Annotated in this window: 26 protein-coding genes; all 26 read right to left on the bottom strand. The window is 61.6% G+C overall.

Annotated elements, in window-relative coordinates:
• Nucleotides 1-2: 2 nt before the first annotated feature.
• The 26 genes from fliR to LQ249_RS22590 all read right to left on the bottom strand — a co-directional run bounded on the left by fliR (nucleotide 3) and on the right by LQ249_RS22590 (nucleotide 24,145).
• A complete protein-coding gene (gene fliR / locus LQ249_RS22465) occupies nucleotides 3-788 on the bottom strand; it encodes a flagellar biosynthetic protein FliR (protein ID WP_232565919.1) in 786 nt (261 codons plus the stop codon).
• 4 nt (nucleotides 789-792) lie between these two features.
• Nucleotides 793-1,062, bottom strand: coding sequence for a flagellar biosynthesis protein FliQ (gene fliQ / locus LQ249_RS22470; protein WP_003175300.1), 270 nt, complete (start codon nucleotides 1,060-1,062; stop codon nucleotides 793-795).
• Nucleotides 1,063-1,066: 4 nt separating this feature from the next.
• Nucleotides 1,067-1,810 (bottom strand): flagellar type III secretion system pore protein FliP, encoded by a 744-nt coding sequence (gene fliP / locus LQ249_RS22475; protein ID WP_046382522.1) that lies wholly within the window; start codon nucleotides 1,808-1,810, stop codon nucleotides 1,067-1,069.
• On the bottom strand, nucleotides 1,810-2,253 hold the full coding sequence (fliO, locus tag LQ249_RS22480; RefSeq protein WP_026139822.1) for a flagellar biosynthetic protein FliO: 444 nt from the start codon (nucleotides 2,251-2,253) through the stop codon (nucleotides 1,810-1,812). The genes fliP and fliO overlap by 1 nt, the downstream gene beginning before the upstream one ends.
• Nucleotide 2,254: 1 nt before the next feature.
• Nucleotides 2,255-2,722 (bottom strand): flagellar motor switch protein FliN, encoded by a 468-nt coding sequence (fliN, locus tag LQ249_RS22485; protein ID WP_017845388.1) that lies wholly within the window; start codon nucleotides 2,720-2,722, stop codon nucleotides 2,255-2,257.
• 56 nt (nucleotides 2,723-2,778) lie between these two features.
• Nucleotides 2,779-3,747, bottom strand: a complete 969-nt coding sequence (gene fliM / locus LQ249_RS22490; protein WP_017845387.1) for a flagellar motor switch protein FliM — start codon at nucleotides 3,745-3,747, stop codon at nucleotides 2,779-2,781.
• Nucleotides 3,748-3,756: 9 nt separating this feature from the next.
• Nucleotides 3,757-4,257, bottom strand: a complete 501-nt coding sequence (gene fliL / locus LQ249_RS22495) for a flagellar basal body-associated protein FliL (RefSeq protein WP_017845386.1) — start codon at nucleotides 4,255-4,257, stop codon at nucleotides 3,757-3,759.
• Nucleotides 4,258-4,547: 290 nt separating this feature from the next.
• Nucleotides 4,548-5,936 (bottom strand): flagellar hook-length control protein FliK, encoded by a 1,389-nt coding sequence (locus LQ249_RS22500; protein ID WP_201021420.1) that lies wholly within the window; start codon nucleotides 5,934-5,936, stop codon nucleotides 4,548-4,550.
• A gap of 97 nt (nucleotides 5,937-6,033) precedes the next feature.
• Entirely contained in the window at nucleotides 6,034-6,378 is a 345-nt protein-coding gene (locus tag LQ249_RS22505; protein ID WP_017845384.1) for an Hpt domain-containing protein, read from the bottom strand.
• 30 nt (nucleotides 6,379-6,408) lie between these two features.
• Complete coding sequence (locus LQ249_RS22510; protein WP_108524691.1) at nucleotides 6,409-8,127, bottom strand: ATP-binding SpoIIE family protein phosphatase; 1,719 nt, start codon at nucleotides 8,125-8,127, stop codon at nucleotides 6,409-6,411.
• Nucleotides 8,124-8,429 carry an STAS domain-containing protein gene (locus LQ249_RS22515; protein ID WP_017845382.1) on the bottom strand — a complete coding sequence of 102 codons (306 nt, stop codon included), beginning with the start codon at nucleotides 8,427-8,429 and terminating at the stop codon, nucleotides 8,124-8,126. The genes LQ249_RS22510 and LQ249_RS22515 overlap by 4 nt, the downstream gene beginning before the upstream one ends.
• Before the next feature lie 120 nt (nucleotides 8,430-8,549).
• Nucleotides 8,550-8,999, bottom strand: a complete 450-nt coding sequence (gene fliJ, locus LQ249_RS22520; RefSeq protein WP_017845381.1) for a flagellar export protein FliJ — start codon at nucleotides 8,997-8,999, stop codon at nucleotides 8,550-8,552.
• A 3-nt stretch (nucleotides 9,000-9,002) separates the two neighbouring features.
• Nucleotides 9,003-10,361, bottom strand: a complete 1,359-nt coding sequence (gene fliI / locus LQ249_RS22525) for a flagellar protein export ATPase FliI (RefSeq protein ID WP_017845380.1) — start codon at nucleotides 10,359-10,361, stop codon at nucleotides 9,003-9,005.
• A complete protein-coding gene (gene fliH / locus LQ249_RS22530; RefSeq protein WP_017845379.1) occupies nucleotides 10,351-11,115 on the bottom strand; it encodes a flagellar assembly protein FliH in 765 nt (254 codons plus the stop codon). The genes fliI and fliH overlap by 11 nt, the downstream gene beginning before the upstream one ends.
• A gap of 10 nt (nucleotides 11,116-11,125) precedes the next feature.
• The gene (fliG, locus tag LQ249_RS22535) at nucleotides 11,126-12,145 is read right to left on the bottom strand and encodes a flagellar motor switch protein FliG (protein ID WP_010563975.1); all 1,020 of its coding nucleotides are present in this window, start codon (nucleotides 12,143-12,145) and stop codon (nucleotides 11,126-11,128) included.
• Nucleotides 12,138-13,916 carry a flagellar basal-body MS-ring/collar protein FliF gene (gene fliF / locus LQ249_RS22540; protein ID WP_017845378.1) on the bottom strand — a complete coding sequence of 593 codons (1,779 nt, stop codon included), beginning with the start codon at nucleotides 13,914-13,916 and terminating at the stop codon, nucleotides 12,138-12,140. Before fliF ends, fliG begins: the two co-directional genes overlap by 8 nt.
• A gap of 16 nt (nucleotides 13,917-13,932) precedes the next feature.
• Nucleotides 13,933-14,262 carry a flagellar hook-basal body complex protein FliE gene (gene fliE, locus LQ249_RS22545; protein ID WP_046382518.1) on the bottom strand — a complete coding sequence of 110 codons (330 nt, stop codon included), beginning with the start codon at nucleotides 14,260-14,262 and terminating at the stop codon, nucleotides 13,933-13,935.
• A 131-nt stretch (nucleotides 14,263-14,393) separates the two neighbouring features.
• Complete coding sequence (locus tag LQ249_RS22550) at nucleotides 14,394-15,770, bottom strand: sigma-54-dependent transcriptional regulator (RefSeq protein ID WP_017845376.1); 1,377 nt, start codon at nucleotides 15,768-15,770, stop codon at nucleotides 14,394-14,396.
• Nucleotides 15,771-15,776: 6 nt separating this feature from the next.
• The gene (locus LQ249_RS22555; protein WP_046385204.1) at nucleotides 15,777-16,988 is read right to left on the bottom strand and encodes a sensor histidine kinase; all 1,212 of its coding nucleotides are present in this window, start codon (nucleotides 16,986-16,988) and stop codon (nucleotides 15,777-15,779) included.
• A 110-nt stretch (nucleotides 16,989-17,098) separates the two neighbouring features.
• A complete protein-coding gene (locus LQ249_RS22560) occupies nucleotides 17,099-18,574 on the bottom strand; it encodes a sigma-54 dependent transcriptional regulator (RefSeq protein ID WP_046382517.1) in 1,476 nt (491 codons plus the stop codon).
• Nucleotides 18,575-18,744: 170 nt separating this feature from the next.
• A complete protein-coding gene (locus LQ249_RS22565) occupies nucleotides 18,745-19,041 on the bottom strand; it encodes a hypothetical protein (protein ID WP_057003867.1) in 297 nt (98 codons plus the stop codon).
• Between the two features lie 24 nt (nucleotides 19,042-19,065).
• Complete coding sequence (gene fliS, locus LQ249_RS22570; RefSeq protein ID WP_057003866.1) at nucleotides 19,066-19,470, bottom strand: flagellar export chaperone FliS; 405 nt, start codon at nucleotides 19,468-19,470, stop codon at nucleotides 19,066-19,068.
• 140 nt (nucleotides 19,471-19,610) lie between these two features.
• Nucleotides 19,611-21,017, bottom strand: coding sequence for a flagellar filament capping protein FliD (fliD, locus tag LQ249_RS22575; protein WP_169881310.1), 1,407 nt, complete (start codon nucleotides 21,015-21,017; stop codon nucleotides 19,611-19,613).
• Nucleotides 21,018-21,097: 80 nt separating this feature from the next.
• Nucleotides 21,098-21,448 carry a flagellar protein FlaG gene (locus tag LQ249_RS22580; RefSeq protein WP_057003864.1) on the bottom strand — a complete coding sequence of 117 codons (351 nt, stop codon included), beginning with the start codon at nucleotides 21,446-21,448 and terminating at the stop codon, nucleotides 21,098-21,100.
• A gap of 74 nt (nucleotides 21,449-21,522) precedes the next feature.
• Complete coding sequence (locus LQ249_RS22585) at nucleotides 21,523-22,938, bottom strand: flagellin N-terminal helical domain-containing protein (RefSeq protein WP_057003863.1); 1,416 nt, start codon at nucleotides 22,936-22,938, stop codon at nucleotides 21,523-21,525.
• A 277-nt stretch (nucleotides 22,939-23,215) separates the two neighbouring features.
• Entirely contained in the window at nucleotides 23,216-24,145 is a 930-nt protein-coding gene (locus LQ249_RS22590; RefSeq protein WP_057003862.1) for a ketoacyl-ACP synthase III, read from the bottom strand.

Here is a 24,145-nt window from a genome sequence, read left to right on the forward strand (position 1 = left end):
GCTCAGCGCGCCCGTGCCAGATCACGTAAGAACTGCAAGGCGTCGCTCGCCAGCGGTTGATACTGATTGAGAATGTCGGCCATGCCGATCCAGAAAATCCCCATGCCCAACACCAGGGTCAACGGGAAACCGATAGAGAAGATATTCAGCTGCGGCGCCGCGCGGGTCATCACCCCAAACGCGATGTTGACCACCAGCAGCGCGGTGATCGCCGGTAGCACCAGCAACAGCGAAGCGCCCAACACCCAACTGAGGCGCCCCACCAGTTCCCAGAAGTGATTGACCACCAACCCCGAGCCGACCGGCAAGGTGGTGAAACTTTCGGTCAGCACCTCGAACACCACCAGGTGGCCGTTCATGGCCAGGAACATCAAGGTCACCAACATGGTCAGGAACTGCCCGATCACCGCCGCCGACACGCCGTTGGTGGGGTCGACCATCGACGCAAAACCCATACCCATCTGGATCGAGATGATTTGCCCGGCGATCACGAATGCCTGGAAGAACAGTTGCAGAGAGAAACCCAGCAGCGAGCCGATCAGGATCTGCTCGGCAATCAGCATCAGCGCACTGAGGTCCAGCGCATTGACCGCAGGCATCGGCGGCAAGCCCGGCACCAGCACCACGGTGGTCGCCACCGCGAAGTACAGGCGGATACGGCGCGGTACCAGGGTGGTGCCGAACACCGGCATGCTCATCAGCACCGCCGTGACCCGGAACAGCGGCAAGATAAACGACGCGACCCAGGTGCTGATCTGGGTGTCGGTCAACGCCAGCAGCGATTGCATGCGGTCAGCCGATCAACTGCGGAATACTGCCGTACAGCTGCAGGATATATTCCATGAAGGTTTGCACCAGCCACGGGCCAGCGACAATCAACGTGACCAGCATCACCAGCAGGCGCGGCAGGAAGCTCAGGGTTTGTTCGTTGATCTGAGTCGCGGCCTGGAACATCGCCACCAGCAGGCCGACCAACAGGCTCGGCACCACCAGCACGGCAACCATCATCGTGGTCAGCCACAACGCTTCACGGAACAGGTCGACGGCAACTTCTGGGGTCATAGCCCTACACTCCGCCGAAACTGCTGGCCAACGTGCCGATGATCAGTGCCCAGCCATCCACCAGCACAAACAGCATGATCTTGAACGGCAACGAGATGATCAGCGGCGACAGCATCATCATCCCCATGGCCATCAGCACGCTCGCCACCACCAGGTCGATGATCAGGAACGGGATAAAGATCATGAAACCGATCTGGAACGCCGTCTTCAGTTCCGAGGTGACGAACGCCGGCACCAGGATCGTCAGCGGCGCCTGGTCCGGCGTGGCGATGTCGGTGCGCTTGGACAGGCGCATGAACAGCTCAAGGTCGCTGGAGCGGGTCTGCGACAGCATGAAGTCTTTGATCGGGCCTTGGGCCTTGTCGATGGCGTCTTGCGCCGTGAGCTTTTCCGCGAGGTAAGGCTGCAGGGCTTGCTGGTTCACCTTGTCGAAGACCGGCGCCATGATGAACATCGTCAAGAACAGCGCCATGCCCGTGAGGATCTGGTTCGATGGCGTCTGTTGCAGGCCCAGGGCCTGACGCAGGATCGAGAACACGATAATGATGCGGGTGAAGCTGGTCATCAGCATGACAAACGCCGGGATAAAACTCAGCGCCGTCATGATCAGCAGGATCTGCAGGCTGACCGAATACTCCTGGGCCCCGGCCGCGTTGGTGCCAAGCGTAATCGCCGGGATCGACAACGGGTCGGCGGCGAACGCCAATGGCGCGGCCAGCCACAGCATGAGCGTCAATAAAACGCGCATTACTTCTTATCCTTCTGATCCTTGCCCAGCAACTCCATCAGGCGTTGGGCGAATTCTGGCGTGGCGGCTTGGGTCGGGGCGACGTTGACCGGGGTCTTGAGCACATGCAGCGGGGTGATGCGGCCGGGGGTGAGGCCCAGCAGGATCTGTTCCTCGCCCACCTGCACCAGCACCAGCCGATCACGCGGGCCGAGGGCGCGCGAGCCGATCATCTCGATGACCTGGGCGTTGCCCGGGCCAATGTTCTGCACCCGACGCATCAGCCAGGCCAGCACGAAAATCAGCCCGACCACCAGCAGCAGGCCCAGTACCAGTTGGGTCAACTGACCGCCGATACCGCTGCTCACCACCGGTGCCGCCGCCGCGGCCGCTTGCGCGACCGGCTCGGCCGCGAGGGCGCTCAATGGCAGCGCCAGCAACAGTCCCGCCATCGAATACTTCATGTCAGCGCAGCTTCTTGATGCGTTCGCTCGGGCTGATCACGTCGGTCAGGCGAATGCCGAACTTTTCGTTGACCACCACCACTTCGCCATGGGCGATCAGCGTGCCGTTGACCAGCACGTCCAGCGGCTCGCCGGCCAAGCGGTCAAGCTCGATCACCGAACCCTGGTTGAGCTGCAGCAGGTTGCGGATGTTGATGTCGGTGCTGCCGACTTCCATGGAGATCGACACCGGGATGTCGAGAATCACGTCCAGGTTCGGGCCGTCGAGGCTCACCGGGTCGTTGTTCTTCGGCACGCTGCCGAATTCTTCCATGGGCAGGCGGTTACTGGCCGGCGCAGTAGAGGCATCGGCCGCCAGCAGCGCGTCGATATCGTCCTGGCCGACATCGCCGGTTTCTTCCAGGGCCGCAGCCCATTCGTCGGCCAGGGCCTGGTCTTCGGCGGAAGTGTTTTCGTGTTCGGTAGCCATTACATGTCCTCGGCGGAGCAAACATTCATAAATAGGGGTGCATCAATACGGGTGACTCAACGCCGGTTGATCGGCTCCACCACTTGCAGCGCCAGGTTGCCCTTGTGGGAACCGAGCTTGACCTTGAACGACGGCACGCCGTTGGCGCGCATGATCAGTTCTTCCGGCAACTCGACGGGAATCACGTCGCCCGGTTGCATGTGCAAGATATCCCGCAGGCGCAACTGACGACGCGCCACGGTGGCGCTCAGCGGCACGTCGACGTCCAGCAGGTCTTCGCGCAGGGCCTTGACCCAGCGTTCATCCTGATCGTCGAGGTCGGACTGGAAGCCGGCATCGAGCATTTCGCGCACCGGCTCGATCATCGAGTACGGCATGGTCACGTGCAGGTCACCGCCACCGCCATCGAGTTCGATGTGGAACGTCGACACCACAATCGCTTCGCTGGGGCCGACGATGTTGGCCATGGCCGGGTTCACTTCCGAGTTGATGTACTCGAAGTTGACTTCCATGATCGCCTGCCAGGCTTCCTTCAAGTCGATGAAGGCCTGCTCCAGCACCATCCGCACCACCCGCAGTTCCGTGGGGGTGAATTCCCGGCCTTCGATCTTGGCGTGACGGCCGTCGCCGCCGAAGAAGTTGTCCACCAGCTTGAACACCAGTTTGGCGTCGAGGATGAACAACGCCGTGCCGCGCAATGGCTTGATCTTGACCAGGTTGAGGCTGGTAGGCACGTACAGCGAGTGTACGTATTCACCGAACTTCATCACCTGCACGCCGCCCACCGCCACGTCCGCCGAGCGGCGCAGCATGTTGAACATGCTGATGCGGGTGTAACGGGCGAAACGCTCGTTGATCATTTCCAGGGTCGGCATGCGTCCACGGACGATGCGATCCTGGCTGGTCAGGTCATAACTTTTGACGCTGCCGGGTTCGGCAGCCGTTTCGGTCTGTACCAGACCATCGTCCACGCCATGCAGCAGCGCATCGATTTCATCCTGGGACAGCAGGTCTTGCACGGCCATGTGGTGATCCTACTGCAATACGAAATTAGTGAAGAGCGCCTGCTCGACCACCACTTTGCCGAGCTCTTTCTGGGCCACTTCCTGCACGCTGGCAGTGACCTTCTGGCGCAGCATTTCCTGGCCCACCGGGGTGGCCAGGTTGTCGAAGCTTTGCGCGGAAAACAACATCACCAGGTTGTTGCGGATCACCGGCATATGCACCTTGAGCGCATCAAGGTCCGCCTGGTTGCGCGCCAGCAAGGTGATGCTCACCTGCAGGTAGCGTTGACGACCGTTCTGGTTGAAGTTGGCGACAAAGGCCGGAAGCATCGGTTCGAAGATTGCCGGTTGCTTGACGTTACTGGCAGTTTCGGCGGCGGGCGCCGGTTTGCTCGCACTGCTGTGCATGATGTACCAAGTGCCGCCCACGGAGGCGCCGATGGCCAGGACCAGGGCCAGGACAATCAACAGGATAAGCTTGAGCTTACCCTTGCCTGCAGGTGCTTTTGCTGCGTCGTCGCTCTTCGCCATGCCAATAATCCGTCACTATTCGGGGATTCATAGATCTACGGAAAGGCAAGAGCAAGTGTTATGCCAGAGTTGTCAGGCAGAGCAGGACAGCGGCCACGCCACAGATCCATTGTGGGAGGGGGCTTGCCCCCGATGGCGGAGTTCCAGTCGACCGATCCGTTGACGGGCACACCGCCATCGGGGGCAAGCCCCCTCCCACCTTTGGATTGCGATCGACTCAGGTCAGGCTTAATGGTCGTGATCATCAGGGGCAAGCCCCCTCCCACACTCAGGCCGGTGTTGGCCCTGAATCAGGCGTAGTAGTCGACGGCGCTGGAGCCGATCACGGTGGACGTCACCGGCGCGACGGCCGCTGCCACTTCGGCGTGATCGGCAACGTCGCCGTTGTCACCCCGACCGCCACGGCCACTGACACCGTTCGCCTGGTTCTGTTGCTGTTGGCTCTGACCCTGGCCCTGCCAGCCGCGGGATTGGTCGGACACGTTGACGTCGACCTGCCCCATGCCCTGCTGGGCGAACATCTCGCGCAACCGGCCGGACTGGCTTTCCAGCGCGTCACGCACCACGGCGTGACCGCTCATGAACGTGACCTGGGCCTGCTGGTCCGCTGTCATGTTGACCTTGATATCCAGGCGCCCGAGTTCGGCCGGTTGCAGCTGGATCTCCGCCGACTTGAGGTTGGCGCTGGACAGGTACATCACGCGGTTGACGATTTCCTCGGTCCAGCCGCTCTGGTGCATGGCCAGCGGTGCGTTGGTCACCGGCGGCAACGCGTTGGCGGTTTTCGGCGTGGCGGCCTGGGTCAGCGCGGCCAGGCGGTTGGCGAAGTCATCGACACGGGTGTCGCTGCTGGCGCCCTTCAAATCCTTGAGGCCTTCCTCGATCAACCCGCCAAAGGCTTTGTCGCCGCCCTGGTCGGTGCTGTCCTTGCTGGCTTGCTGATCCACCATGTTAGCCAGGCCCGTGGCGAAGTTCTGCGCGACAGTCGGCTGGTCCTGGGACGTCGGCGCGGCTTTCTGCGGCGTCTGGCTGCTGGCCGACACATGGCCGCCCTGCTCCATCGCCAGGCGTACCGCCGGCAGGGCGTCCAGAGGGTCTGCCGTGGGATCGAAGGCTGGCTTGGCCGCATCGGTCGCTGCCAACGGCGTCGTGACCAGCGGCTGGGCCTTGTCATCCTTGGCGGCGGCCGGGGCTGGCGTTTCCACCGGCACTGGCACCGGCACCGGCACCGCAACTGGCGTGACCGTGACAATCAACGCGGGGTCAACCACCGGCGCAACCGTCGGGTCTGCCGCAGGCTGCTGCGCCAGGGCGGGGTCGGCAGGCGGAGTTTGATCACTGCTGGCGCTGTCGGCCGGCTTGGCCGGCGGGTCGGCAGGCAAGGGTTTGCCGCTATCGGCAACCGCTGGCGTACCGGCGGCAGGTTTATCGTTGTTCGCGACAGGCTTATCGTTGCCGGCAACCGGTTTGGCACTCGCGTCGGCCGGCTTGTCGCGCGTGGGTTTGGCCGAGTTGTCGTCGGCCTTGGCCGAGGGCTTCGAACCTTGGCTGGCGAACACCTGAGCAAAGCCAGGGCCCTTATCCCGTGGCTCCGCAGCCGCCGCCGGTGGATTGGCGGCAGGCGCTTGAGGCTTGGCCGCGGAGGCAGCCTGAAGGAGCGAATTAGGGGCGACTGGCATAGGTAAGGTCTCCACTGCATGGGATCGGGGATGCAGTATCAGGAGATAGAGCAAGAGTCGGGCCAGCTCCTATCGAAAAGCCGTCCCGCGCCTGAAATTAAAGCTGGAAGCGCTGGCGCTCCGACTCATACAGCGGCTTGACCAGCGCAAACTCATGATCGATCTGATCGACCAAGGCCCCCAGGTCCGCCGCCGCCTCGACGGACTCAACCTCCAGGCGCTGGCACAAGTGCGCCAACCGCACCGCCCCGAGGTTGCCACTGCTGCCCTTGAAACTATGGGCGATAAGCGCCAATGCCTTGGCATCGTCGCGCGCCTTGCGCAGCGCTTCGACGCGCTTTTGCGAATCATCAAGAAAGGTATCGAGCAACTTGGGGTACTCGCCTTCCATGACTTCCTGCAAACCCGATAACACGTCCGGGTCCAGATGAACCTCAACCACTTGTTCGCTCCTTGATCAAGAATCGGCGGATTATGCCAGAGCCTCCCAGCAAAACTCCACGCAGACGCTACGCCCGCCGTCGGACCAGCGTACATCGCTGCTCAGTTGCCGTACCAGGCTCAAGCCGCGACCGGACAGGCGGTCGACATCCAGCGGGCGCGCCAGTACCTGTTCCACATCGAACCCGGGGCCGCTGTCTTCGATGCGCAAGCTCATCCTGCCGCCGGTAACGGTGGGCGCCACCTGCACCTGCACGCGCACATAACCGCTGTTGAGCCGCATCAGCCGTTCGTTGCGCTCGCGGTAATACTGCGCGAACCCTTTGGCATCGCGCTTGAGCCGCGAGTCCAGGCCCAGCACGCCATGCTCCAGAGCGTTGGAATACAGTTCGGCCATCACGCTGTAGAGCGCCCCGCTCTGCTCGCGCAGGCCGTGGATCTCGAGCAGCAGTTGCAACAGATAGGGCAACGGGTTGTAACGCTTGAGGGTCTCGGCGCGGAATTCAAAACCCACCGACCAATCCAACGGGCACGACTGGCCGCTGTCGGCGTACAACGGCCCCGTCGCACGCATCGACTGGCCGGCCTGCAGGGTGATTTCGACCATGCTCACATCATCCCGCACCTCACCGCAAAACGCCGCCAGAGCCTGCTCGATATCCTCGAACAGGCGGTCGGGCTCGCGATTGGCGGCAAACACCTGCTGCAAGCGCTCGGCGCCGAACAACTGTTCGTTGGCGTCGGCGGTGTCCAGCACGCCGTCGGAGAGCAGAAACACGCGGTCGCCCAGGGCCATCGGCCAGACTTCGGTACGATCCTCGAACGCCTGCGCCGACAGCACGCCCAACGGCAAATGCCGTGACACCAACGGTGTCCGCTTGCCGGTGGCGACTTCGTGTACATAGCCATCAGGCATGCCGCCATTCCAGACCTCCACCACGCGCCGCTGCGTGCTCAGGCACAACAGCGCGGCGCAGCAGAACATGTCCACCGGCAGGATGCGTTTGAGCTTGGCGTTCATCTCCCGCAGGATCTGCGTCAGCCCGTAGCCCTTGGCCGTCATGCCGTAGAACACTTCCGCCAACGGCATCGCGCCGACCGCCGCTGGCAGGCCATGCCCGGTGAAATCGCCGAGCAGCACATGCATATCACCCGCCGGCGTGTAGGCCGCCAACAACAAGTCACCGTTGAACAGCGCATACGGCGATTGCAGGTAGCGAATGTTCGGCGCCGCGTTGATACAGCCGGAATGGGCAACCTTGTCGAACACCGCCTTGGCCACGCGTTGCTCATGCAGCAGGTAGTCGTGGTGCTTGGCGATCAGGTCGCGCTGCTGCAATACCGTGGCCTGCAGGCGGCGCAGGCGGTCCATCGCATTGATCTTGGCCGCGAGGATCAGCGGGTTGTAGGGCTTGGGCAAGAAGTCATCGCCACCGGCATCCAGGCATTCGGCCAGGGCTTCGCTTTGGCGCAGGGAGGTGAGGAAGATGATCGGCACCAGGGCTTCGCCCGCCAGTTGCTTGATCCGGCGCGCAGCCTCAAAGCCATCCATCACCGGCATCAGGGCGTCCATCAGCACCAGTTGCGGGCGTTCGCGGGCGAACAGGTCGACCGCTTCCACACCGTTGCTGGCGGTGAGCACGTGGTGGCCCTGGCGCCGGATAATGGTCGACAGCAACAGCAAGTCGGTGGCGCTGTCTTCAGCGATCAGGACGGTCAGCGGTTCGAGGACCGGAGCCAGAGCGCTCAATTGATATCGAACAGTTTATCGAAGTTGGATATCGCGAGGATCTTGCGCACGTCGGAGCTGATGTTGATCACCTGGACTTCCGCATCATCGCCCCCGGCATGATCGCGCAGCAGCAGGAGCATGCCCAGGGCGGAACTGTCCATGTAGGTGGTTTCCTTCAGGTCGACCACGTACACGTCCGGCACCTTGTAGAAACGCTCGTAGGCCTCACGAAAGATCTGGTGGCTGCCGAAATCGAACCGGCCTTTGATTGCAATCGTCAACTTTGTCCCATCCAGGGATACTTCTGACACGACTGACATGTGACTGCTTCCTTGTCATGGGTCTAGATAGAAGGTGTAGCAGGCGAATGGGCTATGGGCAACACGGCGAATCAAATATGGGAGACAAGCCCCTTCCCACATTGAACAGCGGGCCTGGCGCTAGTAGGGATTCTGCCGCGGCAGGCGCTGGGACAGCTCGTCGAGCAGCTTCTGCTCGCGCTTATCCTCGATCGCCCGCGCTTCGTCGATATAGCGCTGCACCAGCTTGCGCAAGCCTTCGACCCGGGCATACGCCTGCTGCCAGCTCTCGCGGGCCTTGTCGAGGTTGTTCTGGTGCCAGGCCAGGCTCTGGCGCTGCTGGCCGACGGCGGTCTCAAGTTGGTTGAGAAAGCCCTGGTAGCCCATCAGCCACTGGCCGGACACGCCTTTGGTGCCGCGCTCGATCCACTGCTGCTGGTACTCGCCGCGAAAGCGCTCCAGGTCGCCGAGCTTGCTTTCTGCCAGGCGCACCTGGCCCTGGAAGTAACCCAGGCGCTGGACCGCGGTTTTTTCGGCCTTTTCGGCCATGTCCACCACCGGGGCCAGGCGTGAGGAGCGGCTGCTGGCCATGGCTTAGCCGCCTGGCGCGGGGGCGAAGATGGACTGCAAGTGCGCTTCGCTTTCGCCCATGCTGATGTTGTCGTTGAGACCCTGGCGCAGGTAGGTGACCAATTGCGGTTGCAGGGCAATCGCCAGGTCGGTCTCACGATCGCCACCGGCCACATAGGCGCCGACGCTGATCAGGTCGCGACTCTGCTGATAGCGCGACCACAGCTGCTTGAACTGCTGGGCGCGGGCCATGTGCTCGGGCGTGACCACCGACGGCATCACCCGGCTGATGGAGGCTTCGATGTCGATCGCCGGGTAGTGCCCCTCTTCCGCCAGGCGCCGCGACAGCACGATGTGACCGTCGAGCACGCCGCGCGCCGAGTCGGCGATCGGGTCCTGCTGGTCATCGCCTTCAGACAACACGGTGTAGAACGCGGTGATCGAGCCCCCGCCCGCCTCGGCATTACCGGCGCGCTCGACCAGCTTGGGCAGCTTGGCGAACACCGACGGCGGATACCCCTTGGTGGCCGGCGGCTCGCCGATGGCCAGGGCGATTTCCCGCTGGGCCTGGGCGAAACGCGTGAGGGAATCCATCAGCAACAGGACGTTCTTGCCCTTGTCGCGAAAATATTCGGCGATGCGCGTGCAGTACATGGCCGCGCGCAAACGCATCAGCGGCGCATCGTCGGCCGGGGAGGCAACCACCACCGAACGCTTGAGGCCTTCTTCACCGAGGCTGTGCTCGATGAACTCCTTCACTTCCCGGCCCCGTTCGCCGATCAGCCCCACCACGATGATGTCGGCCTCGGTAAAGCGGGTCATCATGCCGAGCAACACCGACTTACCCACGCCGGTACCGGCGAACAGGCCCAGGCGCTGGCCGCGACCGACCGTCAATAAACCGTTGATGCTGCGAATGCCCACGTCCAGCGGCTGGCTGATCGGGTTGCGCTTGAGCGGGTTGATGGTGGGGCCGTCCATCGGCACCCAGTCTTCGGCCTTCATGCCGCCCTTGCCGTCCAGCGCGCGACCGGCGCCGTCCAGCACGCGGCCGAGCATGCTCATGCCCATCGGCAGGCGGCCGGTATCGGCCAGCGGCACCACGCGGGCACCGGGGGCGATGCCCGCCAGGCTGCCGACGGGCATGAGGAAAATCTTGCTGCCGGAAAAGCCCATGACTTCGGCTTCGACCTGTACCGGGTGGTAGCTGTCGTCGTTGATCACCAAGCAGCGGCTGCCCATGGCGGCACGCAGGCCTTCGGCTTCGAGGGTCAGGCCGACCATGCGCAGCAGGCGCCCTTCGAGAATCGGCTGGCCGGGCAACCCAGTGGCCTCGATATAACCACCCAGGCGTTTGGCGAAGCTGGTGCGATCAAGGCGCATCGGCGGCGTCCAGGTCCACGCTCATGTCCGGTTCGGCCGGGTTCAGGAGCTGCTCGTGGACCTGATCCAGCAGTTGGGCCATGATCTGGCTGATGCGCGTTTCCACAGTGGCGTCGATGCGGCTGTATTCGGTCTCGACGCGGCAACCACCGGGCTGCAGATCGGCGTCTTCGACGATGCGCCAGGTTTCTTCATGGCGCTCGCGCAGGGCTTTGACCTGTTCGAAATCCTGCGGGTTGATGTGCAGCCGCACATTGCCGACGCCCAGGGGCAGCAGCTTGAGGGCTTCGCGCATGACGCTTTCGATCTGGCTGGAGTCCAGCACCAGCTCGCGCTGGATCACCTGACGGGCGATGTGCTCGACCAGCCCGACCATGGCTTTTTCGATCTGCGAATCCTGCTCGGCGATGGGCTCGAACAGGCTGCCCATCAGGCGTTCGAGGCTGGCCAGCTTGACGCTCAAGGCGACCTCGGCTTCCTGGCGGACCTTGAGCGTGGCGCTGCGAAAACCATCTTTTTCGCCAGCGGCGAAGCCTTCGTTGTAGGCCTCCTGGCGGATGCTTTCCAACTCTTCCAGGGTCAGCGGCTGGACTTCCTCCAGCGGCACTTCTTCCATTTCCGCCGGCAGTTCTTCCACAGGCTCGGGTTCGGGCTCCGGCACATGCGGATCGAAGCTGGGCAACGACCAGATGTCGAACCCGCCCACGTCCCGCGCGCGAATCAGATCGCTGGGCGTCTCATCTTTGTTCGACATGCGAGGCGCCTTAGATCATTTCTTCGCCGCCCTTCCCGCCGAGAACGATTTCTCCGGCTTCGGCCATACGGCGGGCAATGGTGAGGATTTCCTTCTGGGCGGTTTCCACGTCGCTGACGCGCACCGGGCCTTTGGCTTCCAGGTCGTCGCGCAACAGTTCCGAGGCGCGCTTGGACATGTTCTTGAAGATCTTCTCCTTGACGCCTTCGTCCGAGCCCTTGAGGGCCAGTACCAGCACGTCGGAGGAGACTTCGCGCAACAGCGCCTGGATGCCGCGGTCGTCGACATCGGAGAGGTTGTTGAACACGAACATGAGGTCTTCGATCTGGCCGGACAGGGTGTCGTCGATCTCGCGGATCGAGTCCATCAACTGGCCTTCGACCGAGCTGTCGAGGAAGTTCATGATGTCGGCGGCGCGCTTGATACCACCCAAGGTGGTGCGCGAAGCATTCGAGTTGCCCGAGAACTGCTTCTCGAGAATCGTGTTGAGTTCTTTCAGGGCCGCCGGCTGCACGGTGTTCAACGACGATACGCGCAGGATGATGTCCAGGCGCACTTTATGGTCGAAGTGGCCGAGCACTTCGCCGGCCTGGTCCGGGTCGAGGTACGCCACCACGATCGCCTGGATCTGCGGGTGTTCGTAGCGGATCACGTCGGCGACGGCGCGCGGTTCCATCCATTTGAGGCTATCGAGGCCGCTGGTGTTGCCACCCAGCAGGATGCGGTCGATCAGGCCGTTGGCTTTGTCTTCGCCGAGGGCCGAGGTGAGCATCTTGCGGATGTAGCTGTCGGAGCCGACGCCCAGGCTGGTCTGGTCGCCGACGATCTCGACGAACTCGCTCATCACCTGTTCGACCTGCTCACGGTGAACGTTGCGCATTTGCGCCATGGCCACGCCGACCCGTTGAACCTCTTTAGGGCCCATGTGGCGCAGCACTTGGGCGGCGTCGGTTTCACCCAGGGACAGCAGCAGGACTGCGGCTTTGTCGACCTTGGTGAGTTTGGCAACAGCGGCTCGATTATCACTCATCTGCGTTAATCCACTCTTTCACGACCTGGGCCACACGGCCCGGGTCTTCTGCCACCAGACTCTTGATTGCGTTCAACTGAGCGTCATAGCCTTCGCTCGGGCTTGGCAACAGGATGCTTTGCGGGCCGCCGAGGCTGACGCGGTCGTTGGCCAGTTCGCCGTCCAGGCCGCCCATGCCACCCAACTCGACGTCGCCGCCAGCGAAGGCCGCCAGTTGTTTCTTGCCATTGCCGGTGATGTTGTTGAGCACCGGACGCAGTACGCCGAACACCAGCACCAGGATGAACAACACGCCCAGCACTTGCTTGACGATGTCCCAGAACCACGGCTGGGTGTAGAACGCCGCTTCGGCGATCACTTCGCCACGCTCGGCGGAGAACGGCATGTTGATCACGCTGACGCTGTCGCCACGGCTGGCGTCGAAACCGACGGCATCCTGCACCAGGCGGGTGAAGCGCGCCAATTCGTCGGCGCTCCACGGTGCGCGGGTGACGGCGCCGTCAGCGGCGTTGACCTTGACCTGGTCATCGACCACCACCGACACCGACAGGCGGTTGATCCGGCCCTGTTGCTGCTTGGTGTGGCTGATGGAACGGTCGAGTTCGAAGTTCTTGGTCGACTGGTTACGCTTGTCCGCCGGGTACGGAGCGAGCATCGGCTGGCCGGTGGCCGGGTCCATGATCTGTTGGCCGTTGGCGTCCAACAGTGGCTGGCCGGGAGCGATGGCGCCCGCGGTCGCGGCAGCGCCGCCGGTGGTTTGCGGTGCCGAGGCCGGGGCCGGCGGCTGGTTGCTCAGGGCACCCGGTACGCCTTGCGGGCCGTTGCTGGCGGTGCGTTGTTCGCTGGTGGACTGCTCGCTGCGCAGGGCCGGCTGGTCCGGGTTGAATTGCTCGGAGGTCGACTCGACGGCACTGAAATCCACGTCGGCGGACACTTCAGCCTTGTAGCGGTCGTTGCCCAGCACCGGTTGCAGGATGTTGTGGACACGCTGGGTGAGCATGCTTTCCATGCGGCGGCTGTAGTCGAACTGCTTGCCGGCCTGGGTCAGCGCAGAGTTTTCGGCCATGTCGGACAACAGGTTGCCCTTCTGGTCGACCACGGTGATTTGCGACTTGCTCAATTCGGGAACGCTGGTGGCCACCAGGTTGATGATCGCCAACACCTGGCCAGGCTCCAGGGAGCGGCCGGAAAACAGTTCGACCAATACCGAGGCACTTGGCTTGCGCTCGTCGCGCACAAACACCGAACTCTTCGGAATCGCCAGGTGGACCCGCGCGCCCTTGACGTTATTGAGGCTGGAGATGGTGCGCGCCAGTTCGCCTTCCAGGCCACGACGGTAGCGGGTGGCTTCCATGAACTGGCTGGTGCCCAGGCCCTGGTCCTTGTCGAGGATCTCGAAACCGATGTTGCTGTCGGACGGGGTCACGCCGGCGGCGGCCAGCTTCATGCGCGCCCGGGCGACGTCATCGGCCTTGACCAGCAGCGCCCCGGAGTTGGGCTCCACGGTGTAGGCGATGTCGGCGGCGGCCAGGGTTTCCATGATCTGCTTGGAGTCCATACCGGCCAGGCTGCCGTACAGCGGCCGGTAATCGGGTTGCTGCGACCACAGCACCACAGCAAAACCAATCGCCACGCTGGCCGCCAGGCCGACCATCAGGCCCACCTGACGCAGCATGGTCATTTCCGAGAGGTTTTCCAGGAACGACAGGCCAAACAGCGGCGGCTTGCCGTCTGTCTTGGCGGGTACGTTGTCCACGACTGCTTCTGCCATGACTTAAATCTCGTCCTTAAACCGGCATCTGCATGATGTCTTGATAAGCCTGGACCAGTTTGTTGCGCACCTGGGTCAAGGCTTGAAAGGACACACTGGCTTTCTGCGAAGCGACCATCACGTCGGTCAGGTCCACGCCGCTCTTGCCGATCTCGAACGCGGTCGCCAACTGGTTGGAGGCTTGCTGGGTGTCACTGACTTTGTTGATGGCCTGGCCGAGCATATCGGCGAAACTGCTTTGGCCCAATTCCGGCGCTTGTGCGACGGATTTCGGTTGAGCCATGGCGTCCATTTGCATGGAGCGCATATCCAACATCAACCGATTGAACTCAATACCCTGGCTCATGACCTTCTCTCTCCGACGACCCGCAATTTTTTGACACTACGCAGCGGTTACTAGGGGTGGTAGCAACAAGGGTGCCAGCTCTGTATCAACCTGTAAGAAAAGGCGACAAAACTTGTCGACCTTGTTACCGCTCAGATAGCAAACAGATAAGCTTCCACGTCCATTCCCGCATCCCGCATCTGCGCCAACTTGTAGCGCAGGGTGCGTGGGCTGATGCCCAGGCGCTCGGCCGCTTCTTTACGGCGGCCGCGTTCGGCGCGCAGGGTGTCGATGATCATCTGGAATTCACGGCGGCGCAGATCGTCGCCCAGGGCCCCGGCGGATTCGGCTTCGGCGACCAGCGGCGCGGGCGCCAGGCTCGGTAACGGCGCGGCGCCGCTGCCCATGGCCAGGCAGAAGTCCTGGGGTTGGATCAAGCCGCCCTGTTGCAGAATCAACGCGCGCTGAATGGCGTTATCCAGCTCCCGCACGTTGCCGGGCCAGGGGTAGCCGATCAGGCATGCCTGGGCTTCGGCCGACAGCCGCGCCTGAGCGTGCTTCATTTTTTTGACGTGGTTGTTCAGCAGGCGCTCGGCCAGCGGGATGATGTCCGCCGGGCGCTCGCGCAGCGGGCGCCAGGCCAGGGGGAATACCGAGAGGCGGTAGAACAAGTCTTCACGAAAGCGCCCCGCCGCCACTTCACCCGCCAGGTCTCGGTTGGTGGTGGCGACCACGCGGATATCCAGCTGGATCGGCTTGCGCGCACCGACCCGCTCCACTTCACGCTCCTGCAGCACCCGCAGCAGTTTGGCTTGCAAACCCAGGGGCATTTCCGAAATTTCGTCGAGCAGGATGGTACCGCCGTCGGCCTGCTCGAACTTGCCCGCCTGGGCCGCGATGGCGCCGGTGAAGGAGCCCTTTTCGTGGCCGAACAGCGTGGCTTCGAGCATGTTGTCGGGGATCGCCGCGCAATTGATCGCGATAAAGGGCTGCTGGGCGCGCCCCGATTGCTGGTGGATATAGCGCGCCAGCACTTCCTTGCCGGTGCCCGACTCGCCGGAAATCAACACGGTGGAATCACTGCGCGCCACGCGGGCCGCGAGCTCCAGCAATTGTGCGCTGGCCGGCTCAAAAGCAATCGGGCCGTCTGCCTCGCCGACAGGAATCACCCCCAGGGCATGCCGCGCCACCAGCTCGATCAACGCCTTGGGCTCGAACGGCTTGACCAGGTAATCCGCCGCGCCCTGGCGCATGGCATCCACTGCGCGCTCGACGGCGCCATGGGCGGTCATCAGCAGCACCGGCAACTGCGGCTGGCGTGCGCGCAGCAGCGCGAGCAACTGATGGCCGTCCATGCCAGGCATGTTCACGTCGCTGACCACCAGGCTGAAGGCCTCTTGCTCCACCGCCGCCAAGGCGTCCTCGGCAGAACCGACCGCCCGATAGTCATGGCCCGCCAGCAGCAGCGTGTCAGCCAATGCCTCACGCAGGGCACGATCGTCTTCCACCAACAGAACCTTGATAGCCATAGCCTTTTACTCCGCGCTTGCCGCGCATGAAAACAGCGGCAAGGTCATCAATGCACAAGTGCCACGCCCCAAGTGGGAACGCAGCTGCAATTCTCCCTGATGGGCGCGCGCCACAGCCTTGACCACCGTCAGGCCGAGGCCCGTACCGTTGGTCTTGGTGGTGAAAAACGGTTCGCCCAGGCGCTGCAGCACCTGCGGCTCGATACCGCTACCGCTGTCGCTGATGCACAGGCGCAGGGTTTGCGCACGGGCGTACACATGCACCTTGAGCCGCGCACCGGGGCCGCTGGCCTGGGTCGCGTTTTCGATCAGGTTGAGCAGCGCGCCCACCAGGGTGTCGCGGTTGCACAGCAATTCGCCTTGGTGGCTGTCGCACTGCCAGCGCACATTGGCGTCCTGCACATGGGTGGCGGCCGCCGCTTGCAACGCCTGCATCAGGCCGGACGGCGTGATGCGGTCGGTCAGCGGCAATTCGCCGCGGGCAAACACCAGCATGTCGCGCACCTGGTGCTCCAACTCATGCAAGCGCTCCTTGAGGCGTCCGGCAAAACGCTGGTGGGTGTCGGCGGGCAATTGCTCATCAGTCAAATGACTGGCGTAGATCAACGCCGCCGACAACGGCGTGCGGATCTGATGCGCCAAAGAAGCGACCATCCTACCCAGCGACGACAAGCGCTCATGGCGCGCCAGTTGGTCTTGCAGGTGACGGGTTTCAGTCAGGTCGTTGAGCAGCACCAGTTGACCGGGCTCCGCGTCCAAGGAGCGAGTGGCGATGGACAAGCGGCGCCCATCCTTGAGGGAGATTTCATGGCCGTCATCTTCACGCGGCGCGAAGCAGCGGCTGATGACATGGCGCCACAGTTCGCCCTCCAACGGCAGTCCGAGCAGGTCGCAGGCGGCCGGGTTGGCTTCGCGCACACGGCCCTGGTCGTCGATGACGATCACACCGCCAGGCAACAGATCGAGCAGGTTCTGCAGACGGTTGGCCAGGCGCTCTTTCTCGGCCAGCTCTTCCATGCGCTGGGCACTGACCACCGCCAACTCGCCCTTGAGTTCGGAGACCCGCGCTTCCAGCAGGCTGTAGGAGTCGGTCAACTGGCTGGACATCTGACTGAACAGCGAGAACGCCTGCTCAAGGCCATGCCGGCTGAGCTGTTCGGCGGACGGGACAGGCCCCTGGAGTTCAGGGGCCGAAGGTAGTTGGGCGGCGTGGGGCATCATGCTCTCTCGCTTGGCTGACCGTCAGTTAAACGGAACGTTGCGAGGGCTGTAGCAATACCCGTGCCTAAAAAAATGCGCTTAGTTTTCAGTTGCTTGAAAAACAGGCGTCAATCATCTGCCTGTTCATCACCGTCTCGACGGCTCATCCCGTACTTGCGCATCTTTTCCACCAGGGTGGTTCGACGGATGCGCAGGCGCTCGGCGGCACGCGCGACGATGCCGTTGGCGTCGTCCAGGGCCTGCTGGATCAACCCTTGCTCAAGGTTGCCGAGGTAGTCTTTGAGGTCAAGGCCTTCCGGCGGCAGCATCGCGGTGGCACCGAAGTCCGGGGTATGACCGTTGATGGCGATCCGCTCTTCCATGTCGCTGCGCAGGCTGTCCACCAGATGCTCGTCTTCTTCGTCGACGTAGCGGAATTTCTTCGGCAGCTCGACCACGCCGATCACACCGTAGGGATGCATGATCGCCATGCGCTCCACCAGGTTGGCCAGCTCGCGGACGTTGCCCGGCCAGCCATGGCGGCACAGGGACATGATCGCTGCCGAATTGAAGCGGATCGAACCGCGCTTTTCGTGCTCCATGCGCGAGATCAGTTCGTTCATCAGCAACGGGATGTCTTCCACGCGCTCACGCAGCGGGGCCATCTCGATCGGGAACACGTTGAGGCGGTAATAGAGGTCTTCGCGGAAGCTGCCGACCTCGATCATGCTTTCGAGGTTCTTGTGGGTAGCCGCAATGATCCGCACGTCGACGCTCTGGGTCTTGTTGCTGCCCACACGTTCGAAGGTGCGCTCCTGCAACACGCGCAACAGCTTGACCTGCATCGGCAGCGGCATGTCGCCGATTTCGTCGAGGAACAGCGTGCCGCCGTTGGCCAGCTCGAAACGCCCGGCACGGCTGGTGATCGCCCCGGTAAAGGCGCCCTTCTCGTGGCCGAACAGTTCGCTTTCGAGCAGCTCTGCCGGGATCGCCCCGCAATTGACCGGCACAAAGGGCCCGTCGCGGCGCTTGGAGTGATAGTGCAGGTTGCGCGCGACCACTTCCTTGCCGGTGCCCGACTCGCCGAGGATCAGCACACTGGCGTCGGTATCGGCCACTTGCTGCATCATCTGGCGCACGTGCTGGATCGCCCGGCTGGTGCCGACGAGACTGCGGAACAGGTTGGGTTCGCGGTGACGACCGCGCTCACGGGCCTGGTCGTACATCTCGCGATAGACCTGGGCGCGGTGCAGGGAGTCGAGCAATTTGCTGTAGCTGGGCGGCATTTCCAGGGCGGACAACACCCGGCGGCGCTGGTCTTCCGGCAGGTCGAGCGAAGAAATATCGCCCATCAGCAACACCGGAAGGAACTCATCCCAGGTTGACAGTGTCTTTAACAAGCCCAGAACTGCGCCAGGAGCGTTTACCGTCCCGATCAGTACACAAATGATTTCACGGCTCGAGGACAACGAGCTGACCGCCTGCTGCCAATCATGGCTACCGCAGGGCAGATTTTCTTCGCCAAGAAAATTTAAAATCACCGCTAAATCGCGGCGGCGGACGCTATCGTCATCAATCAGCAGAATTTTGGTTTCACGCCACATGCAATAGCAACTTCCCTAGTAAAACGCTCTGCCCCAGAGTGAGGGCAATCTAGACGTTTGTAAGATTTCTTACCTTACTAGACGTCTGAAATCTGAAAACAGCACTAGTTAAGTCAAAAATGCTGGCACAGTCAAATATATGACGCACCGTTCGGATTAACTGAGCCCATTCAGCCGAACAAATGGTAAACCTTTGACGCACTTTCCGCTCGGTTGATCTGCGACATCTCTTCGAAAATCGCCTGGCGCTCACCGGTCGTCACCTCAAGCAACTGCTGATACACCGCCAGCAAGCTCTCCAGCTTTTCCCGCAGGGCGTCCTCGTCCACCGGCGCTTCGCTGAGTACCTGATCAATCACCGCGCGACAGCCCAGGTCCAGTTCGCCAACGGCTTCCCAGTTGCGCTCCGCCAGCGCGCCGATCAGGGCTTCGCGGGTTTCATCGATGCGTTGCAGTGCTTGGCTCATGATCAGTTCCTCAAGGCCGAGGCCTTACTGTGCGGCACCTTGTGGTGCGGCAATGGCATCCCAGCCTTCTTTGACGGTAATCAACAGACGAGCGACTTCGTCGATCATGTCGACATCGTTGTGCAAATTGGCTTCCATCAGACGGTTGGTCATATAGACATATAGACCGTCCAATTGCTGGACGTATTCCTTGTTGTCGCTTTTTTCCGCATCCAGGCCATCACGAAGGCCAATGAGGATGTCAGAAGCCTTGCCGAGCATCAGGCCCTTCTGAGCGATATCGCCACGCGCCAGCGCCCCTTTGGCTTGCGCCATACGGTCCAGACCGCCCTCCATCAGCATTTGCACCAGGCGATGCGGGCTGGCTTCGGAGATCTGAGCATGGGAATTGACCTTCTGATATTGGCGAAGGGCTCTCATGGGATTCATGTTTCTACCTCGTGACAGGCAACAGCTAGATGGGTTGCAGTAACCATTATGTCGACTGGATCGCAAAAAACTTTAACCCGCCGGCGCTATAAAGAACAAAGCCCAGGTCAACGGACCCGGGCTTTTTCACGCACATTCAATCAGCTGCTGCTTTTGGAGTTGCTCAGCGCACTGAGCGTGCCAAGGATGCTGCTGCTCTGTTGCCGCAACTGCGCCACCAGCGTGTCCATGGCCGTGTACTTGCGGGTCAAGGAGTCCTGCATCGTCGTGAGACGATCATCCAGATCGGTTTGCTGCTTGGTCAGGTCTTTCAGGCTGTCGGCCAACGAAGTCGTGCGCGTCGCCAGAATCCCGGTGGAGGCCTTGGCGTAGCCATCGGTAGCCGCCGTCAGGCGCGCCAGCAAGCCGGTCTTGCCGCTGAAAATACTGTTGATGTCGGCAGCATTGGTGGCGACAGCCTTATCCCACTGCTTGCTGTCGATACTCAGCGCCCCGGTGTCCTGGTCGGTCGTGACGCCGAACTGCGCCAGGGACTTCAAGGTGCCGTTGCCGGACAGTGCGTTGAACTCGTTGCGGATCGCCGACTGCAAGGTACGCATGGTCGAGTCGCCAGTCAGGGTTGCGGCGATGGAGTTACCGGCAGCATCCTTGGTGACCTTGGTCTCGGCGTTCATGGCCTTGAGCAGAGCGTTGTAGGTATCGACGAAGCCCTTGACCCCGGACTTCAGCGCGGTGGCGCTGGTGCTGACCGAGATGGTCATGGCGGTACGAAGCGGGTTGGTTGTATTCGGATCGTTGGCCGTGACCGTAGGCGACAGCGACAGCAACTTGATGCTTACCCCACTCACCGCATCCGTGATGCTGTTGGACTTGGACTCCGCCGCAATGCCATCGATAGTGTACTTGGCGTTCTGAGGCGGGCTGACTACCGTGTAGCCGGTATCAATCCCAGAGTTGCCCGACATCGTCAGGTCCGAACCGACCCCGCCATTGGTGGAGGTCAGGATCAGACGCGAACCGGTGGAGTCGGTGAGGATGTTGGCACTCAGGCCGGCGGTGCCGAACGTGGAGTTGATCGAATCACGCACCTGTTGCAGTGTCGCGCCTGCCGGCACACTCAAATCAAAGTTCTTGCCCGACTGCGTGATTGTCAGCGTTGTCGGCGTGGTGCCGGCGTTGACGACTGTCGACTGGCCACCGGCAAACGTTTTGGTCGATAGCTTCGAAGGCGTGGCCAGCTGGTTGACGATCAGCGAGAAGCTGCCGTTCGCCGCACCTTGGTTGGCCGTCATGGTGGCGACCTTTTCGTCCGAAGAGGTACCGGTCAAGCCGCTGAAGCTGTTATCGGTGCCCATGCTGGTCAGCGCACCACGAAAGGCGTCCAGGGCTGCCTGGATCTTGCCGATCGACGACAGCTGGGTAGTTGCCTTTTGCGATTGGGTGTTGATCTGCGCCTGTTTCGGCGCTCGCTCGGCATCCACCAGGGATTTCACAATTGCCTGGGTGTCGAAGCCCGACCCCACGCCAGTAATCGTTGTACCCGCCATCATCTTTCTCCTTTACGGTGGCTGCCGTTATCTTGACGAAGAACACTTCAAGCCGTAACAGCAACAATTTTCATGCCAGCTCAAGCCTTGTCGTCAAACAATACGTGACTGGCGCTGGACAAACTTTGCGCCAGCTTCAAGGCCGTTTCCGAGGGAATCTGGCGGATCACTTCACCGGTGTCGGTGGCAATGACCTTGACCACAACCCTATGGGTGGAATCATCAATGGAAAAATCCAGATTACGCTGGGCCGCTTGTACGAATTCTTTAATATCGGTGACCGCTTTTTCCAGATCGCCCTTTTGGGGCTTATCCGTGGTTGGCGCGGCCGGCTCAACCTTAGTCTTGTCTTTGTCAGCAACCACAGGTGCCACGGGGCCTTGAGGGGCCTGTGGCGGATAAGACAAGTTCAGTTTTACATTCATGTCCATGCCCAATCTCCTCTGATTGGAAAAGACGAAAGGGCACGTAAACGCGCCCCCCCATCATTTACCCAGTGCCGTGATTACTGAAGCAGCTTCAGTACAGCGGATGGCAGTTGGTTAGCCTGCGACAGGATCGCGGTGGAAGCCGACTGCAGGGTTTGCTGCTTGGTCAGTTCAGCGGCTTCGGAAGCGAAGTCGACGTCCTGAACAGTACTACGGGCAGATGTAGTGTTTTTCTGGATGTTGGTCAGGTTATCCACAGTGCTGGTCAGACGGTTCTGAACAGCACCCAGGCCCGAACGGGAGCTGGAGATGGTAGCGATAGCCTGGTCGATCACGGACACAGCGTTCTGAGCCTTGGTGGCGTCAGTCACGTCGGTCTGCGATACGGAGGTCTTGGCCGAGGCAGCGGAAGTCGCGGCACCGAAGAGACCGGTCACACCAGCACCTTCCAGGGAGTAACCCTTGGAGGAGTTCATGTTCACAGCACCGGTAGCGATGATGCCGTCAGCCAGGGCAGTAGCAGTACCGTAGGTACCGGAACCGTCTTTGGTCGCAACAGTGATGGTACCGGCAGCGGTCGAAGCGCTGAAGGCCAGGTTTTCACCAGTGTCGGATTTAACCGACAGAGTGCCTTTGGATTCATCGTAGTTAACGCTGATACCCAGTTTGGCGGAGTTCGACTTCAGTTGGTCAGCCAGGCTGGCGGTATCTTTCACACCGACGAACGTGGTGGCTTGGCCGCCAACGGTCATGGTGAACGAAGCCGGAGCAGCAGCAGCACCCGCGCCGACAACGAACTGAGCTTCAGTGCTGGCAGTAGCGCTCAGGCCACCGACGGCGCCACTCAGTTGGGCAGCGATGGTTTTAGCGGAAGCAGCGGCAGCTACGGTTACGCTGGTAGACTGACCGTTACCAGTCACAGCGATTGCGCCACCAGCAACACCAGCACCAGGGGTGATGCCCAGGCTGTTGATCTGCTGCGAACCGATGTTGTTGGCAGCAACGTTGTCCAGGCTTACGTTGATGGTTTCGTTAGCGTTGGCGCCAACTTGGATAGCTTTAGTACCGTACGAACCGTCCAGCAGTTTCTGGCCGCCGAAAGTGGTGGTTTGCGAGATACGGGTCAGTTCCGAAGTCAGAGCCTGGTATTCGTCGTTGTTCGACTTACGGTCGTCGGTGCTCAGGGAGCCAGTAGCCGAAGACAGAGCCAGGGTACGCATTTTTTGCAGAATGTCGGTCGAAGCCTGCATTGCGCCTTCAGCGGTTTGCGCGATGGAGATACCATCGTTGGCGTTCTTGACTGCTTGACCCAGGCCGTTGATTTGGCTAGTCATGCGGGTAGCAATACCCAAGCCGGCAGCGTCGTCTTTAGCGCTGTTGATACGCAGGCCGGAAGACAGGCGCTGCATGGAAGTGGCCAGGGAGCTGCCAGCTTTGTTCAGGTTGCCCTGGGTAGTGATGGAAGCAATGTTGGTGTTTACTGTTAAAGCCATGACGAAATCCTCGTTGGATGGATACTGCGGCTTCCGGCCCTGGCAACCGCCGGGTGTGGCCTAGAGAACCTACGTAATAGTTATCGTCGTGGTAGCCGGTTGCTTGAGGAGTTTTTTGATTTTTTTTACTAGCACCGTGCCACCCCTTGTAATTCAAGGGCTTAGTCCGGCAAAAAGGCCTGATTTCATTGGTTTTTCTGGCGCCAAATAAAAAACGCCGATGATCGTTCGATCATCGGCGTCTTCATGCTTGAAGCGCGTGCAACCTATTTAAGCGTCACGGACGATAGAGAATCGCCGAGCCCCAGGACAGGCCCACCCCAAATCCGCTGATTGCCACGCGTTTCCAGGTGGAGTCCATCGCGTGCTTTTCCAGCAGCAACGGAATGCTCGACGACACGGTGTTGCCGGTCTCGACCATGTCCTTGATGAATTTTTCCACTGGCGCATCTTCGAAACGCCGCGCCACGGCGTCGACAATCGCCGCACTGCCCTGGTGAATGCAGAAGGCATCGATGTCGTCGGCCTTGAGGTCCGACTCATCGAGCAGCGCGTGCAAGTGCGCCGGCACTTTGAGCAAGGCGAAGTTGAACACCTGGCGGCCATTCATGAAGAACACGCCGTCGCTGACTTTCAAGTGCGGTGCGCCGGAGCCGTCGGTGCCGAACTTGGCCTTGCCGAGCAACCACGAGGCATCTTCACCCATCCAGGTCGCGGTGGCGGCATCGCCGAACAGCATGGTGGTGTTGCGGTCTTCCGGGTCGACGATCTTCGAATACGGATCGGCGGTGATCAGCAGGCCGTTCTTCAGGCCGGTGGCCTCCATGAAGCCCTTCATCGCGTAGATGCCATAGACGTAGCCGGAGCAACCCAGGGAAAGGTCAAAGGCAGCGACGTGAGTCGGCAGGCCGAGCTTGTCCTGGACGATGGCGGCGGTGTGGGGCAAGCCCTCTTCGTCGCCGTTCTGGGTGACGACGATCAGCGCGTCGATGGACTCACGCTTCAACTGCGGGTTGTTGGCAAACAATGCATTGACCGCTTCGACACACAGGTCGGAGGTCTCCTGCCCAGCTTCCTTGCGCGGCAGGAATGCCGACCCGATCTTGCCAATGATGAACTCTTCATCCTTGGCGAATTTGGCACCCTGGGCGTAATTATCGATCCCGTCGGCCGGCACGTAACTGGCGATGCTTTTTATGCCAATCAT

Origin of the sequence: Pseudomonas sp. 7-41, from assembly GCF_021233075.1 — a bacterium.
GTDB lineage: Bacteria > Pseudomonadota > Gammaproteobacteria > Pseudomonadales > Pseudomonadaceae > Aquipseudomonas > Aquipseudomonas veronii.